At 71.6% G+C, this 15,384-nt stretch carries 17 protein-coding genes; 15 read left to right on the top strand and 2 right to left on the bottom strand.

Going from position 1 to position 15,384, the window contains the following annotated elements; translation table 11 throughout:
* Positions 1 to 7 precede the first annotated feature (7 nt).
* Positions 8 to 1,195 carry an ATP-binding protein gene (locus BIU91_RS15205; protein ID WP_071406151.1) on the bottom strand — a complete coding sequence of 396 codons (1,188 nt, stop codon included), beginning with the start codon at positions 1,193 to 1,195 and terminating at the stop codon, positions 8 to 10.
* 116 nt (positions 1,196 to 1,311) lie between these two features.
* Here BIU91_RS15205 and glmS point away from each other — a divergent pair, with 116 nt between their 5' ends.
* The 13 genes from glmS to BIU91_RS15140 all read left to right on the top strand — a co-directional run bounded on the left by glmS (position 1,312) and on the right by BIU91_RS15140 (position 12,417).
* Complete coding sequence (gene glmS / locus BIU91_RS15200; RefSeq protein ID WP_071406150.1) at positions 1,312 to 3,159, top strand: glutamine--fructose-6-phosphate transaminase (isomerizing); 1,848 nt, start codon at positions 1,312 to 1,314, stop codon at positions 3,157 to 3,159.
* An 8-nt stretch (positions 3,160 to 3,167) separates the two neighbouring features.
* Positions 3,168 to 3,563 carry a holo-ACP synthase gene (locus BIU91_RS15195; protein WP_071406149.1) on the top strand — a complete coding sequence of 132 codons (396 nt, stop codon included), beginning with the start codon at positions 3,168 to 3,170 and terminating at the stop codon, positions 3,561 to 3,563.
* Positions 3,560 to 4,663 carry an alanine racemase gene (gene alr, locus BIU91_RS15190; RefSeq protein ID WP_071406148.1) on the top strand — a complete coding sequence of 368 codons (1,104 nt, stop codon included), beginning with the start codon at positions 3,560 to 3,562 and terminating at the stop codon, positions 4,661 to 4,663. Before BIU91_RS15195 ends, alr (BIU91_RS15190) begins: the two co-directional genes overlap by 4 nt.
* The gene (gene alr / locus BIU91_RS15185) at positions 4,660 to 5,826 is read left to right on the top strand and encodes an alanine racemase (RefSeq protein WP_071406147.1); all 1,167 of its coding nucleotides are present in this window, start codon (positions 4,660 to 4,662) and stop codon (positions 5,824 to 5,826) included. Before alr (BIU91_RS15190) ends, alr (BIU91_RS15185) begins: the two co-directional genes overlap by 4 nt.
* Positions 5,827 to 5,873: 47 nt before the next feature.
* Positions 5,874 to 6,338 carry a tRNA (adenosine(37)-N6)-threonylcarbamoyltransferase complex ATPase subunit type 1 TsaE gene (tsaE, locus tag BIU91_RS15180; protein ID WP_071406265.1) on the top strand — a complete coding sequence of 155 codons (465 nt, stop codon included), beginning with the start codon at positions 5,874 to 5,876 and terminating at the stop codon, positions 6,336 to 6,338.
* An 11-nt stretch (positions 6,339 to 6,349) separates the two neighbouring features.
* A complete protein-coding gene (locus tag BIU91_RS15175) occupies positions 6,350 to 6,820 on the top strand; it encodes a GNAT family N-acetyltransferase (protein ID WP_139196614.1) in 471 nt (156 codons plus the stop codon).
* A gap of 64 nt (positions 6,821 to 6,884) precedes the next feature.
* Positions 6,885 to 7,493 carry an NAD(P)H-dependent oxidoreductase gene (locus tag BIU91_RS15170; RefSeq protein ID WP_071406146.1) on the top strand — a complete coding sequence of 203 codons (609 nt, stop codon included), beginning with the start codon at positions 6,885 to 6,887 and terminating at the stop codon, positions 7,491 to 7,493.
* A 37-nt stretch (positions 7,494 to 7,530) separates the two neighbouring features.
* Positions 7,531 to 8,025, top strand: coding sequence for a hypothetical protein (locus tag BIU91_RS15165; RefSeq protein ID WP_139196615.1), 495 nt, complete (start codon positions 7,531 to 7,533; stop codon positions 8,023 to 8,025).
* A gap of 114 nt (positions 8,026 to 8,139) precedes the next feature.
* Positions 8,140 to 9,306, top strand: a complete 1,167-nt coding sequence (locus tag BIU91_RS15160; protein ID WP_071406144.1) for a Fic/DOC family N-terminal domain-containing protein — start codon at positions 8,140 to 8,142, stop codon at positions 9,304 to 9,306.
* 31 nt (positions 9,307 to 9,337) lie between these two features.
* Positions 9,338 to 9,973: a tRNA (adenosine(37)-N6)-threonylcarbamoyltransferase complex dimerization subunit type 1 TsaB gene (gene tsaB, locus BIU91_RS15155; protein WP_071406143.1), complete on the top strand. Its 636-nt coding sequence runs from the start codon at positions 9,338 to 9,340 to the stop codon at positions 9,971 to 9,973.
* Positions 9,970 to 10,515, top strand: coding sequence for a ribosomal protein S18-alanine N-acetyltransferase (gene rimI / locus BIU91_RS15150; RefSeq protein WP_071406142.1), 546 nt, complete (start codon positions 9,970 to 9,972; stop codon positions 10,513 to 10,515). Before tsaB ends, rimI begins: the two co-directional genes overlap by 4 nt.
* Entirely contained in the window at positions 10,502 to 11,557 is a 1,056-nt protein-coding gene (gene tsaD / locus BIU91_RS15145; RefSeq protein WP_071406141.1) for a tRNA (adenosine(37)-N6)-threonylcarbamoyltransferase complex transferase subunit TsaD, read from the top strand. Before rimI ends, tsaD begins: the two co-directional genes overlap by 14 nt.
* Before the next feature lie 86 nt (positions 11,558 to 11,643).
* Entirely contained in the window at positions 11,644 to 12,417 is a 774-nt protein-coding gene (locus tag BIU91_RS15140; RefSeq protein WP_071406140.1) for a DUF4190 domain-containing protein, read from the top strand.
* A 75-nt stretch (positions 12,418 to 12,492) separates the two neighbouring features.
* Here BIU91_RS15140 and BIU91_RS15135 read toward each other — a convergent pair whose 3' ends face one another.
* A complete protein-coding gene (locus tag BIU91_RS15135; RefSeq protein ID WP_071406139.1) occupies positions 12,493 to 13,695 on the bottom strand; it encodes a class I SAM-dependent methyltransferase in 1,203 nt (400 codons plus the stop codon).
* Positions 13,696 to 13,855: 160 nt separating this feature from the next.
* Here BIU91_RS15135 and groES point away from each other — a divergent pair, with 160 nt between their 5' ends.
* Both groES and rarD read left to right on the top strand, forming a co-directional pair.
* Positions 13,856 to 14,152, top strand: a complete 297-nt coding sequence (gene groES / locus BIU91_RS15130) for a co-chaperone GroES (RefSeq protein WP_017885484.1) — start codon at positions 13,856 to 13,858, stop codon at positions 14,150 to 14,152.
* Between the two features lie 163 nt (positions 14,153 to 14,315).
* The gene (gene rarD, locus BIU91_RS15125) at positions 14,316 to 15,278 is read left to right on the top strand and encodes an EamA family transporter RarD (protein WP_071406138.1); all 963 of its coding nucleotides are present in this window, start codon (positions 14,316 to 14,318) and stop codon (positions 15,276 to 15,278) included.
* Positions 15,279 to 15,384: the final 106 nt, after the last annotated feature.

Here is a 15,384-nt window from a genome sequence, read left to right as displayed (position 1 = left end):
CCGGACGCTAGTCCACGATGTCGAGATCGGCCTGACGGCGGACGAACTCGCCCATGTTCGGCACCGTGAACGCCACCTTGCCGCGCTCGGGCGCGTAGATGATGCCCTTCTCGATCAGTCCCTGTCGTGCCGGGCTGGTCCCCTTCGGTTCCGCACCGAGGCGCGATGCCACGACGGCAGTCCCGGAGACGCCGGCCGGATCCTCCGACATCGCCACGAGGTACTGCCGCTCCGCAGGTGTGGCACGGTCCCAGCGGGCCGGGAAGAAACCGCTGTCGAGTTCTGCGTTGCCGCGGTCGACGGCAGCTGCTGCGTCATCGTGGGTGATCCGTCGGTCGGCCGCGAGGTCCCACGCCGCCGCCCCGTAGGTCTGGAGGTAGTACGGGTACCCGCCCGAGGCATCGATGAGGAGATCGAGCGCCGCGGCATCGAAAGTCACCCCGGAACGGGCGGCCGGAACCGTGAGCGCGTCAGCGGCTGCTCCCGACGGCAGCGAGCCGATCTCCCGGTAGTCGAAGAGGCGCTCGGCGTAGGACCGGGCCGCCGTCAGCTTGGCCGGTACGTTCGGCAGACCGGCCCCGACCATCACGAACGGCCAGCCACGTTGTCCGGCCCGGTGCTGGACGGACAGCAGCGCGGACAGCAACTCGAGGTCGAGGTCCTGGACCTCGTCGATGAAGAGTGCGAGCGCGCGGTTCTGCTCCCGCAGCGCGGGGGCGAGGTCCTCGACGAGTTCCTCGAGGTCGATCTCGATGACGCCGGAGTCCGCGCGACCCTCGACGGCGGAGAACCCCAGGTCGAAGCCGATGTTCCCGAAGTGCACACCGAACGACGTGACCGTGCCGAGCGCGCGCTGCACGGCTGCGCTGACCGAGCGGCCGCGGGCAAGACGACGTGCTGCGAGCGCGATCTCTCGCGCCAGCCTCCGTCGAGCACCCTCTCGGCCGGACACGCTCGTCTGCCCTTCGACGTCGACCACCAACCACTCCGCGGCGTCAGCCTGCATGCGGAACTGGTTCAGGAGGACGGTCTTCCCGACCCCACGCAGCCCGTGGAGGATCATGCTGCGCGTTCCGAGCGCGCGCCGCGACCGTGCCACGACGAGGTCGAACGCCTCGATCTCGGCGTCGCGCCCGACCAGCTCCGGGGGGCGCAGGCCGGCGCCTGGCGAGTACGGGTTCAGTGCGGCGTGCATCGAGGAGACTCTACGCTTGTCTAACGGATTCCGCAGAATACTCCCGATTGTGCTCGATTCGCTCCCCTCGGTCGCTTCGCAGGGTGGGCGTCCAGGCAGACCGTAGGATCGGTCCCATGTGTGGAATCGTCGGCTACGTCGGCAGCAACAGCAGCCAGGACGTCCTCCTCGGTGGCCTCCGTCGCCTCGAGTACCGCGGCTACGACTCGGCGGGCATCGCCGTCGTCGACCCAGCCGGAGACCTCGTGTCGGCCAAGAAGGCCGGCAAGCTCCAGGCCCTGGTCGACGAGCTCGAGTCGTCGCCGATCCCGGACGGCACGACGGGCATCGGGCACACCCGCTGGGCGACCCACGGTGGCCCGACCGACGGCAACGCCCACCCGCACCTGGCCGACGGCGACAAGCTCGCCCTGATCCACAACGGCATCATCGAGAACTTCTCCGAGCTCCGCGCCGAACTGCAGGCCGAGGGCATCGAGTTCCGCAGCGAGACCGACTCCGAGGTCGCCGCGCACCTGGTCGGGCGAGCCTTCCGCAACACCGGCGACCTGACCGCCGCCATGCAGCAGGCCGTGCAGCGGCTCGAAGGGGCCTTCACGCTCCTCGTCGTGCACGCCGACCAGCCCGGCGTCGTCGTCGGTGCCCGTCGCAACTCGCCCCTGGTGGTCGGGCTCGGCGACGGTGAGAACTTCATGGGCTCGGACGTCGCCGCGTTCGTCGCCTACACGCAGCGCGCGCTGTCGATCGGGCAGGACGAGATCGCCACGATCCGCCCCGACGGCGTGGACGTCATCCACTTCGACGGCACCCCGGCCACGCCGAGCGAGTTCGAGGTCAACTGGGACGCCTCCGCCGCCGACAAGGGCGGCTGGAGCTCGTTCATGGCGAAGGAGATCAGCGAGGAGCCCGAGGCCGTCGCGAAGACGATCCTCGGTCGCGTCCACGACGGCGCCGTCACGCTGACCGACCTCGACCCGATCGCCGAGCGCCTGGCGACCGTCGACCGCGTCATCGTGATCGCCTGCGGCACCGCCGCCTACGCCGGCATCCTCGGCAAGTACGCCATCGAGCAGTGGGCCCGCATCCCGGTCGAGGTCGAGCTCGCGCACGAGTTCCGCTACCGCGACCCGGTGCTGAACGAGCGCACCCTGGTCGTCTCGATCAGCCAGTCCGGCGAGACCATGGACACGCTCATGGCCGTCAAGTACGCCCGTGAGCAGGGCGCGCAGGTCCTGTCGATCTGCAACACCCAGGGCGCCACGATCCCGCGTGAGTCCGACGCCGTGATCTACACGCACGCCGGGCCCGAGGTCGCCGTCGCGTCGACCAAGGCCTTCATCGCCCAGGGCGTCGCGCTCTACCTGCTCGGGCTGCACCTGGCGACGCTGCGCGGCACGCTCACCACCGAGCAGATCGCCGAGCAGGTCGCCGAGCTCGAGGGGCTCGCGCCGAAGCTGCAGCAGACCATCGAGGACGCCGCCGGCATCAAGGACCTGGCCCGTTGGATGGCGGACACCCGGAGCGTGCTGTTCCTCGGCCGCCACGTCGGCTACCCGATCGCGCTCGAGGGCGCCCTCAAGCTCAAGGAGCTCGCGTACATCCACGCCGAGGGCTTCGCGGCCGGTGAGCTCAAGCACGGCCCGATCGCCCTGATCGAGCCGGGCCAGATCGTCTTCGTCATCGTGCCCTCGCCGCGCGACCCCCGATCGCTGCACCCGAAGGTCGTCTCGAACATCCAGGAGATCCGCGCCCGCGGTGCCCGGGTGATCGCGATCGCCGAAGAGGGCGACGCAGCGGTGCTGCCGTTCGCCGACGAGGTCCTGCGGATCCCGCTGGCGACCCCGCTGTTCGAGCCGCTGCTCGCCGTGGCACCGCTGCACATGTTCGGCATGGAGCTCGCCGCCGCCAAGGGCCTCGACGTCGACCAGCCACGCAACCTCGCGAAGTCGGTCACCGTCGAGTAGTCGCGACGGTGATCATCGGGATCGGGGTCGACGTGGTCGACCTGGAGCGGTTCGAACGGGTGCTGGAGCGCACACCGGCGATGCGGGCGCGGCTGTTCACGCCGTCCGAGCAGGTCCGTGACGGTGAACCCCGGCCGATCGCGTCCCTCGCTGCACGGTTCGCTGCCAAGGAAGCCCTGATCAAGGCCTTCGGGTCGAGTGCCGGGCTCAGCTGGCAGGACCTCGAGGTCGTGTCCGACGACCAGCGGAACCCGTCGCTCACCCTGCACCAGGGCGCCCGGCACGTGGCGGACGCGCGTGGCGTGAAGAGCGTGCACCTGTCGCTCTCGCATGATGGAGGGATCGCGACCGCGTTCGTGGTCCTGGAAGGAACAGACGTGGTCCTGGAAGGAACGGTCCGGTGAGTGCGTTCACCGGCATCACCGTCGATCGCGGAGCCCTGATCGAGAACTACGCGACGATCGCCGACCGGGTCGCACCGGCCGGGGTCATCGCCGTCGTCAAGGCGAACGCCTACGGCCACGGGGCCCTCGACGCCGCGCAGGCCTTCGTGGACGCCGGTGCCGAGTGGCTCGGGGTCGCCGACATCGACGAGGCCGTCGCGCTCCGTCAGGGCGGCATCGACGAGGGGGTCCGGATCCTCGCGTGGCTGCACGCCCCCGACGAGGACTTCCGTCGCGCCGCGCAGTTCGACGTCACGCCCGCGGTGTCGAGCGTCGAGCAGCTCTCCGCAGCAGCCGACTCCGACGTCCGCGCCGTGCACCTGTGCGTCGACACCGGCCTCAGCCGCAACGGAGCGGTCGAGTCCGAGTGGGCCGAGCTCTTCGCGACCGCCGGCGCCCTGGCCCGCGGCGGCAACCGCACCCGGGTCGAGGGGCTCATGTCCCACCTGTCGAACGCGTCGCGCACCGACGACCTCGACCAGGACGCCGCACTGCAGCGGGCGCTGGACGGCCTCGCCGCGAACGGCATCGTGCCGGACGTGGTGCACCTCGCCGCGAGTGCCGCGAGCATCGCCGTGCCGGAGACCCGCCACGACCTGTCCCGCGTCGGACTCGCCCTGTACGGGCTGAGCCCCTTCGACGGTCGCACCTCGGCCGACCTGGGGCTGCGCCCGGCGATGCGGGTCACCGCCGCCGTGCTCCGCACCGTGCCGGTCGCTGCGGGCGACGGTGTCTCCTACGGCTACACCTGGCGCGCCGAGACGGACACCCGTCTCGCCGTGATCGGCCTCGGCTACGCGGACGGCTTCGACCGCGACTTCGGCAACCGGGTCTCGGTGCGGATCGGAGACCGGACGTTCCCGGTGGTCGGACGCGTCGCGATGAACGCCATGCACGTCGACATCGGCGACGCCGACGTGCAGGTCGGCGACGAGGCGGTGCTGTGGGGCGACCCCGCGAACGGCGACCCCGCCGTCGAGGACTGGGCCGACGCCATCGGCACGATCAACTACGAGGTGGTCGCCCGGATCGGCCGCAGCGTGGAACGGAGGACGACGTGAGCTCCGCACCGCTGCGTCAGGCCCGCATCGACCTCGACGCCTACCGTGCCAACCTCGACCGTGTCCGGGAGCGGATGGACCCGGTCGCCGTGATGGCGATCATGAAGGCCGACGCGTACGGGCACGGCCTCGAGCCGATCGCGCTCGCCGCCGTCGACGCCGGCATCCGCTGGATCGGTGTGCTGACGGTGCCCGCGGCCCTGCGCCTGCGCTCGATCGGCGTCGGCGAGGACGTCCACCTGTTCACCTGGCAGCACGACCCCGACCTGGACTTCCGTGACGCCATCGACTCGGCCGTCGACCTCGGCGTCTCGAACGTCGCCGAGCTGCAGCGCATCATCGACGCCGTCGACCAGCGACCGGCCCGGGTGCACCTCGGCGTCGACTCCGGCCTGCACCGCGACGGCGCGACCCCGGCGGACTGGCCGGCGCTCGTCGAGCTCGCCCGGGACGCCCAGCGGAACGGCCGCATCGAGGTCGTCGCCGCGTACACGCACCTGGCCGAGGCGTCCGACCACGAGGACAGCGCCGCGGTCGCCGTGTTCGACGCCGCGATCGAGATCGCCGAGGACCTCGGGCTCGACGTCCCGATGGAGCACGTCGCCGCGTCGCTCGCGGGGCTGGAGCGCAAGGAGTTCCGCAAGGACATGGTCCGGATGGGCGCGAACCTGTTCGGCATCCCCGGAGCCGACGGCGTCTCGGCGGCCGACCTCGGACTCGAGCCGGTGATGACCCTGACCGCGTCGGTCGCGAAGACGAAGCGCGTCCCCGTCGACACCGGCGTCTCCTACGACTACACGTACCGCACGGCGACCGAGACGACCCTGGCCCTCGTGCCCGTCGGGTACGCCGACGGGGTCCCGCGTCTGGCGCAGGGACGCATCCAGGTCGCGATCGGCGGCAAGCGCTACCCGATCGCCGGCCGCGTCGCGATGGACCAGTTCCTGGTGGACGTCGGCGAGGACGACGTGCAGACCGGCGACACCGTCGTGCTGTTCGGCACCGGCGAGCACGACGAGATGACCGTGCTCGAGTGGGGCGCGGCGCTCGAGACCATCGGAGAAGAGATCGTCTGCCGCATCGGCAGCCGCGTGCCCCGGTCCTACGAGGGCCACGACATCGAGGGACGGGTCGGGGAGTACCTGCGGGGCGAGCGGCCGTGACCGAGTCGGACGTCCTGCTCGACACCACCGTCGACGGCACCGAGGCGATGGGGCAGCTCGGCGCCCGGTTGGCCGCGGTGCTGCGTGCGGGGGACCTCGTCGTGCTGACCGGGCCGCTCGGTGCCGGCAAGACGACCCTGACGCGCGGGCTCGGCGCCGCACTCGGCGCGCGCGGCCAGGTGTCCAGCCCGACCTTCGTCCTCGCCCGGACGCACCCGACGACCGCTGGCCCCGACCTGGTGCACGTCGACGCCTACCGTCTGTCCGACCCGGTCGAGCTCGACGACCTCGACCTCGACTGGGACGCCGCCATCGTGGTCGTCGAGTGGGGTCGCGGCATGGTCGAGGGCATCAGCGACAGCGTGCTCGACGTCGAGATCACGCGGGAGACCGGCGCGGACGCGGCCGACCACGGTGTCGACGACGACCTCGATCCGGACGACGTGCCCGACGAGCCGCGCCGGGTCGTCGTCACCGCGACGGGGCCGCGCTGGACGGGCGTCGACCTCTGACCCTGCAGCGCGTGGACACCGGTGCGGTCGACGACCTCCGCACCTTCCTCGTCGGTGCCGACCTGACCGTCGCCGGGCTCGACCGTGCTGGCCACGACCGTGCCGGTCTCGAGCCGACCGTCCGGCTGTGGGTCGACCGTGCCGAGGACGGCCGCGTGGTCGGCAGCACCGGGTACGAGACGAGCGCCGACGGCGTCCACGTGCTCGTCCGCAGCGTGGCGGTCGCGCCGCAGCTCCGGGGGCTCGGCCACGGCACCCGGCTCGCGCGCTTCGCCGTCGACCACGCCGCGGCCACGGGCGCGCGACGGGCGTGGCTGTTCTCGCGGCGCTCCGGTCCGTTCTGGCAGTCGCTCGGGTTCGCCCTCGCCGACCGCGACGACCTGGCGGCCGCCCTGGCCGCCACCCACCAGGTCCGGTCGTTCCGGCGGACCGGGCAGCTCGCGCGCGAGGTCGCCTGGTCCCTCGACCTGACCGCGGTGTGAGCCGGCGCGGCCGGGCGACAGCGGGTGTCCCGGTACCACCCAGCCGGCTCCGGGAGGATGCGGTGTGCCGACGCTCATCGTGACCGCCCACCCGGACCCCGATTCCCTCACCCACCACCTCGCGGCTCGCCTGCGGGACGCCCTGCCCGCGGGGACGGTCGAGACCGCCGACCTGGCGGCCGAGGGGTTCGACCCGCGCTTCACCCTCGCCGACCGGCAGACCTACCGGACCGGCACGGACGCGCTGGCCGACGTCGTCGCCGAGCAGCAGCGCATCGACCGCGCCACCGACCTCGTCCTCGTGTTCCCGGTCTGGTGGTGGTCCGTGCCCGCGGTGCTCAAGGGGTGGATCGACCGCGTGTTCGTGAACGGCTGGGCGTTCGACGTCGACCCGGACGGCGGCATCCGTCGGGCGCTCGAACGGCTCACTGTCCACCTGGTGCCGATCGCGGGCGACGACGCCGGCGTGTACGAACGGCACGGGTACGCCGAGGCGCTCCGGACGCAGGTCGAGCACGGCATCGTCGACTTCTGCGGTGCCCGGCGGGGCGCCACCGTGTTCGTGCACGACTCCGAGACCGAGGACGCCGAGGCCCGCGAGCGCGCGGTCGCCGCGGCGGTGGAGGGTGTCCGTCGGGCGGTCGTCGACCGTGCCCCGGCCGGCGACCGGTAGCCTCGCAGCAGATCTGGTCAGCGCGAACGGGGGAACCATGCGCATCGTCCTCGACACCGGCGGCTTCAGCGACGTGGAGGTCGGCACGGTGGACCGTGACGACACCGAGTTGGTGTTCCGGTCGCCCGCAGGAGCGGTCGTGGCACGCCATCCGGTGACCGCCGTCGCCTGCCTGGACGTCCGGGCGACCGGCCCGCGGTCAGCGTCGGCGCCGGCGCCGGCCGTCGCCACGACGTCCGGAGCGGACGACCCGTCGTCCCCGCTGGTGGTCCGGGCTGCACCGACCGGCAACCCGCAGGTCGACGCTGCTCGGCTCGACCGGCCCGCCGCCTACGCGCCGTGGACGCAGCAGGAGGACACCGGACTCGAGGCAATGACGGCCGCGGGGATGTCCGTGGCGGACGTCGCGATCGTCCTGCGTCGCCAGGACGGCGGTGTGCGGTCCCGGCTGCGGCACCTTCAAGGAGCAGCGGACGAGGCCGCGACCGGTACGGGCGCGACGTCGCCCACCAGCACGGTCCGTTTCGACTAGCCGCGGCCCCCTGACTTGCATGACGGATCGAACGTCCCCGCGTCCCGACGTGCAGGTGCTTGGAAGTTCGACCTGAAGTTATAGGGCAGAGGGCACTTTGCTTATGATGAGGAGATGCGCCGAGAAGACTTCCGTTCAGATCGTTTCGGCACGCTCACGACGCGTCCGTTGTCCGAGTGGCCGCACGCCTACTTCTTGCCCGCGCCGCTACCACGTGAGCTTGTCCTCGAGCCGATGACGAACGCCGCAGTGTCCCGCGCGGACATCGCGATCGGTCGGTTGGCCGGACTCGGGCAGCTCGTACAGGAGCCGGAACTGCTGCTCGGCCCGTCCATGGCGCAGGAAGCCCTCGCGAGCTCGCGGATCGAGGGCACGCAGGCGTCGCTGAGCGATGTGCTCAGCGTCGAGAACGACGACGAGATCCTCGACGAGGATCTCCGCGAGGTGGACAACTACCTCCGGGCCGCCCGCGAGGGAGTGGCGCTCCTCGCAGATCTCCCCATCACCCAACGGTTCATCTGTTCGCTCCACGAGACCCTGATGCGGGAGGTCCGTGGGGACGAGAAGTCGCCCGGTGAGCTTCGTCGCTCACCAGTGTGGATCGGATCTCCGAACGCTCGACCGGAGACTGCCCGGTTCATCCCGCCGCACCAGGACCACCTTCCCGAGACCCTTGACGACTGGGAGCGTTTCGTCAACGCACCACTGGAATCGATGTCGGTCACGGTGAAGTGCGCCCTGATGCACTACCAGTTCGAGACGATCCACCCGTTCCTCGACGGCAACGGTCGGATCGGGCGCCTCCTGATCGGGTTCTCGCTGATCGCAGACGGCATCCTGCCCGCGCCGATCTTGCACATCTCGGGGTACTTCGAACAACACCGAACCGAGTACTACGAGCGGTTGCAGGCCGTTCGGGAGCGCGGAGAGGTCAACGAGTGGATCCAGTTCTTCGCCGAGGCGGTGACCGTCCGAGCGAATGACAGCGCCGAGCGGATCCGCAAGCTCGTGGAGATTCGCGAGCGGTACCGCCTCGCTGCGCGGACGGAGCGTTCGGCGCTCCCCGGGCTCGTCGACGTGATCTTCAAGAACCCCGTCCTCACGGTGGCGTCGGTCCGGAGGGCGCTCGCCGTGTCACAGCCGACGGCATCCGCGTTGCTCCGTCGAGCCGAGGAGTACGGCTGGCTCCGGTCACTCGGGCGAGCGGGCAGAGGCGGTCGCGAGCGCTGGCGTGCCGACGAGATCTGGAACGCGGTCGCTGGCAGCCTCGACGAGGACTGACCCCTTGCCCCGCCCCGCCTACGATGGACGGGTGCTCCTCGCCATCGACACCTCCGCCGGGACCTCCGTCGCCGTCGTCGACCCGGCCACCGGCCAGGCCCTCGCGACCCGCGACACCGAGGACAGCCGCCGGCACGCCGAGGTGATCGGCCCGTTCCTCGCCGAGACCCTCACCGAGGCCGGCATCACCGGCGCCGACGTCACCGGGGTCGTCGCCGGCATGGGCCCCGGCCCCTTCACCGGCCTGCGCGTCGGCATCGCTGCCGCTCGCACCTTCGCCGCAGCCCGCGGCGTCCCCGTCCTGCCCCTCGTCAGCCACGACGCCGTCGCCCTCGACCAGCGCGATTCGGGCGCCGCCGGTCCGTTCGTCGTCCTCACGGACGCCCGCCGCCGCGAGGTCTACTGGAGCGCCTACGACGCCGACGGCGTCCGCGTGGCCGGCCCCGGACTCGCCAAGCCCGCCGATCTCGACGACGCGATCCGCGCCTCCCGGCCCGCAGCGGTGGGCTGGGACCGCGTGACGGTCGCGTCCATCCCGGCCTGGAGGCTCGGCTCGCTCGCCGCGGACCGGCTCGCGTCCGGTGCGGCGTTCGACCAGGACACGCCCCTGTACCTGCGCGACCCCGACGTCACGGTGCCGGGCGCGCCCAAGCGGGTGAAGCAGTGACCCTGCCGGACGGGCTCCGCCTGCGGCGAGCACACCCGCAGGACCTCGACGACATCATGTGGCTCGAGCACGTCTCGTTCCCGACGGACGCCTGGTCGGCGTCGCAGATGTCCGGCGAGCTGTACTCACCGCACGGGTACTACGTCGTGATCGAGACGGCCGACGACACGTCCGCGCCGCTGGTCGTCGGGTACGCCGGGCTCTCGTCGCTCGCAGGCAACCCGGTCGCCGACGTGCAGACCATCGCCGTCGCCGCGGACCAGCGCGGCAAGGGGCTCGGGAGGGTCCTGTTCACGGAACTGCTCGACGAAGCGCAGCGCCGCGGTGTGCGCGAGGTGTTCCTCGAGGTGCGCGCGGACAACCCCGTGGCACAGGCGATGTACACGGCGTTCGGGTTCGAGCACATCGCGACCCGGCCGCGCTACTACCAACCGGACGGCGTCGACGCGTGGGTGATGCGGACGGAACTGCCCGGCCCGGACGCCGAGCGGTCGTCCGTCGTCGGACCCATCGGACAGGAGGCCCTCGGTGAGCGCGACTGAACCACTGGTGCTCGGCATCGAGACGAGCTGCGACGAGACGGGCGTCGGCATCGTGCGGGGGAACACCCTGCTGGCGAACGTGATCGCCTCGAGCATGGACGAGCACGCGCGCTACGGCGGGGTCGTGCCCGAGGTCGCCGCACGGGCCCACCTGGAGGCGATGACCCCGACGCTGCACGAGGCGCTCGAGCGTGCCGGCGTCACCCTCGACGAACTCGACGCCGTCGCGGTGACCGCCGGGCCGGGCCTGGCGGGGGCGCTCATGGTCGGGGTGGGAGCCGCGAAGGCGCTCGCCGTGGCCACGGGCAAGCCCCTGTACGGCGTGAACCACCTGGTCGGGCACGTCGGCGCCGACGTGCTGCGCGAGGACGGCAGCGAGATCGAGCTGCCGACGATCGCGCTGCTGGTCTCCGGTGGCCACACGTCGCTGCTGCTGGTTCGGGACCTGGTCGGCGACGTCGAACTGCTCGGCGAGACGATCGACGACGCGGCGGGCGAGGCGTTCGACAAGGTCGCGCGGCTGCTCGGGCTGCCCTACCCCGGCGGCCCGCAGATCGACCGTGCGGCGGCCGACGGCGACCCGACGGCGATCCGGTTCCCCCGGGGACTGACGCTGCCGAAGGACATGGCCGCGCACCGGTACGACTTCTCGTTCTCGGGGCTCAAGACCGCCGTCGCACGGTGGGTCGAGCGCTGCCGTGACGAGGGCCGCGAGGTGCCGGTGGCCGACGTCGCCGCGAGCTTCCGCGAAGCCGTCGTCGACGTCCTGCTGACCAAGGCCCTGAACGCGTGCCGTGACACCGGCGTCGACCGGCTGCTGCTCGGTGGCGGGGTCGTCGCGAACGCCCGACTGCGACAGGTCGCCGAGGAGCGCTGCGCGGCCGCGGGCGTGCGGCTCCGGATCCCGCCGTTCGACCTGTGCACGGACAACGGCGCGATGATCGCCGCCGTCGGCGCCCGACTCGTGGCCGAGGGGCACGCGCCGAGCGACCTCGGCATCGCGGCGGACTCGACCCTGCCGGTGACGACCGTCCAGGTCTGACCAGTTCGGCCCCGGTCCTTCTTCGGGAGCCTGTGGGAGGATTCACACGGGCGTCGGAGAGACCGGACGCCCGAGAGGGGTGGACGGTGTCCGATCAGAACGAGTGGCCGAAGCCGGGCGAGACGCCGAACGGCCCGGCGAACGGACAGCCCGACGGCACGCCCGCCCCGGACGCCCCGCAGGCTCCTGACGCACCGCAGGCGCCGTCGGCCCCGGAAGCGCCCCAGAACCCGTACGGCCAGCAGCAGGACCCGTACGCGGCCCCACAGCAGCAGAACCCGTACGGCGCTCCGCAGCAGCCGCAGAACCCGTACGGTCAGCAGCAGCAGCAGCAGCAGCAGTCGAACCCGTACGGGCAGCAGCAGAACCCCTACGCGGCACCGCAGGCCTCGTCGAACCCGTACGGGCAGCAGCAGCAGCAGCAGCAGAACGCGTACGGCGCCCCGCAGAACCCGTACGGCCAGCAGCAGAACCCGTACGCGCAGCAGCAGAACCCGTACGCGCAGCAGCAGCAGCCCTACGCGTCGAACCCGTACACGTACCAGCCCTACGCGCAGCGCCCGAAGACGAACGTCCTGTCGATCCTGTCGATCGTCTTCGCGTTCGGCGGCATCATCATCTGGCCGATCATCATCCTGACGAGCCCGGCCGGCGCGATCATGGGCCACATCGCCCTCGGCAAGATCAAGCAGACCGGTGAGGGTGGCCGCGGCCTGGCGCTCGCCGGCATCATCGGTGGCTGGATCCTGACGGGCCTGTTCATCCTGATCGTCGCCCTGGTGTGGATCTCGATCGCGAACGCGTCGGACTACTCGGACTACTCCGACTACAGCTCGAACTCCGGCGCCTTCGTCAGCTGACGCAGCCGCTGACGCAGCCGCTGACGCTGACGCCGACGCCGACGCGCGCGCAGCACCGCACGCGGCCCCCGGCCGTCAGCCGACCGTGTCGGTGAGCCGCTCGCACAGGATCGCCGTGTGGCGTCCCTCCAGGCGGGTGAGCACGAGCGTGACGCGACCCGATCCGCGCAACCGCAGCCGTTTGCGGAACTGCGCCGGGTCGACGTCGACGCCGCGCTTCTTGATCTCGACGGTGCCGATGCCGTCGGCGGCGAGCCGTGCGGCCAGTCGCTTGACGTCGAGCGGCATCGTGTCGAGCACCCGGAAACCCTGCGCGAAGGGGGTCGTGACGGCGCGGTCGGACGTGACGTAGGCGATGCCATCGGACAGCATGTGCCCGTCGAGGCCTCGTGCCAGGTCGCCGATCAGCCGTGCGCGGATCACGGCGCCGTCGGGCTCGTACAGGTAGGCACCGAGCGGTCCGACCTCGGCGTCGTCGGCGTCGGCCGCTCCGGTCATCTCGGCGATGCCGTGCGCGCCGATGACGGTCGCAGCGCGGCGGATCCCGGGGCGGGCGAGGGGGCCGAACCACAGGGCGAGCTCGACGACCTCGCGGTCGACGGAGGTCCACTGCGCCTCGGCGGTGTCCGGGATCAGGTCGCGGTCGATGCCCGGTCCGAGCTTCACGCCGGTCGGCGTCGTCGTCGCCGCGGCGAACACGGTGTCGAGCGAGGGGGACCAGTCGTCGGGGTCGGCGAGGCGGCGGGTGTCCGAGTGCCCGGAGGTGCGGCGTGCGGGGTCCATCCACACGCCGTCCACCGCGGACAGGTCGAAGGACGCGGCATCGCCGAGCTCCACCCGCGCGTTCGGCCACACCGCGAGGTTGTGGGTCGCGACGGCCGCCGTCACCTCGTCACGGTCGACGGCGGTGACGTCGAGGTCGAGCGCCGCCATCGCCATGGCGTCCCCGCCGATGCCGCAGCCGAGGTCGGCGACCCGGGTCAGGCCGGCCGCCGCGAAGCGTCCAGCGTGCTGGGCCGCGACCTGCAGCCGGGTGGCCTGCTCGAGCCCGGCCTCGGTGAAGAGCATGCGGGAGGCGAAGTCGCCGAACTTGCCGCGGGCCTTCAGCCGCAGTTTCGCCTGGGTCAGCACCGCGGCGACCAGTCGGGGATCGTGTCCCTCGGCGCGCAGCCGGGACACCACGCGGACGATCTCGCCACCGTCGGAGACGCCCGGGGTACGGTCGAGCAGGGCCATCCCGTCGGGGGTCAGCAGTGCGGTGAGTTCGGCGGCGTCCATGCGTCGATCCTCGCAGGTGCTGCGTGTTCTCCGGATGTGCTGGCACTCGGATTGACCGAGTGCCAGAGGCCCCCTAGAGTTGGCGTTGGCACTCTCCTGTGCGAAGTGCCAACCCGGTTTTCATCTGTACCGAGTCCGTACCGAGAAAGAAGAGGTCACCGTGGCCGTCAGCATCAAGCCGCTCGAGGATCGCATCGTCATCCGCCAGGTCGAGGCGGAGCAGACCACCGCTTCCGGTCTGGTCATCCCCGACACCGCGAAGGAGAAGCCCCAGGAGGGCGAGGTCGTCGCCGTGGGTCCGGGTCGCATCGACGACAACGGCAACCGCGTCCCGCTCGACGTCGCCGTGGGTGACAAGGTCATCTACTCCAAGTACGGCGGAACCGAGGTCAAGTACTCGGGCGAGGACCTGCTGGTCCTGTCGGCCCGCGATGTCCTCGCGGTCATCGTTCACTGAGTCGAGTACTCACCACGGACGCCCCGTCCGGCCTTCGGGCCGACGGGGCGTTCGTGCGTCCGGGGCCGGTCACCCGGGTGCGCCGGTCCTGATCAGCCCGCTCACCCCGCCTGGAGGCCCGGTGCGCGTCCCACGGGTCGGTGGTCGTTCCTAGGATGGTTCCGTGAGTGAACCGAGTCCGGCGCGACCCGTCCGCAGCGAGGCATCCGTCGGCGTGGTGCAGGCCATCGTGGCCTACGGGCTCTGGGGGCTGATGCCCCTGCTCTTCGCGGCCATGGCCCCCGCCGCAGCGTTCGAGATCGTGTCGTGGCGGATCGTCTTCGGCCTGGTGTTCTGCGCGGTGGCGATCGCCGTGACCCGGTCGTGGCTCCGCACCCGCACCCTGATGGCCCAGCGCCGCGTGATGCTCGTGATGGGGCTCGCCGCCGTCCTGATCCTGGTCAACTGGACCGTCTACGTCCTCGCGACGACCACCGGCCACACCGTCGAGGCCGCGCTCGGCTACTTCATCAACCCGCTCGTCACCATCGCGCTCGGCGTCGTGGTCCTGCGCGAACGCCTGCGTCCGGCGCAGTGGGCGGCCGTCGGGCTGAGCGTCGTGGCGGTCGTCGTCATCGCGATCGGCTACGGGCAGATGCCGTGGATCTCGCTGGCCCTGGCGTTCTCGTTCGGACTGTACGGCCTGGTGAAGAAGCGGGTCGGCGGCACCGTGGACGCCCTGAGCGGCCTGACGATCGAGACCGTGTGGCTGCTGCCGATCGCGGTCGTGGCGCTGGTGGTGCTCGGTGTGACCGGGCTCGGTGGCGGCGTGACGTTCACGAGCGAGGGCTGGGGGCACGCGGTCATCACGGTGCTGACCGGGCCGGCGACCGCGGTGCCGCTGCTGCTCTTCGCGTCGTCGGCACGGCGGGTGAGCCTGTCGACGCTCGGGCTGACCCAGTACCTGGCGCCCGTGATGCAGCTGCTCGTCGGGGTGCTCGTGCAGCACGAGGAGATGTCGGCCGGGCGCTGGTTCGGCTTCGGCATCGTGTGGCTCGCGCTCGTGGTGCTGACGGCGGACTCGTTCGCCGCCGCGCGGGCCTCCCGTCGCCGGGCGCTCGCACCCACCCAGGCCGAGCCGGTCTGACGGACGCACCACGGGCCTCCAGGCCGCCCGTCGGTCCGTCCTGCTGCGGCGACGGACCCTGCCCTGCCGCGCATCCCGGTCACCGACGCGAAAGCGACAGGCCCCC

The organism is Curtobacterium sp. MMLR14_002 (assembly GCF_001864975.1).
Classification (GTDB): Bacteria; Actinomycetota; Actinomycetes; order Actinomycetales; family Microbacteriaceae; genus Curtobacterium; species Curtobacterium flaccumfaciens.
The sequence above is the reverse complement of the archived record's forward strand: the minus strand, read 5'-3'. Positions and strand labels throughout refer to the sequence as shown.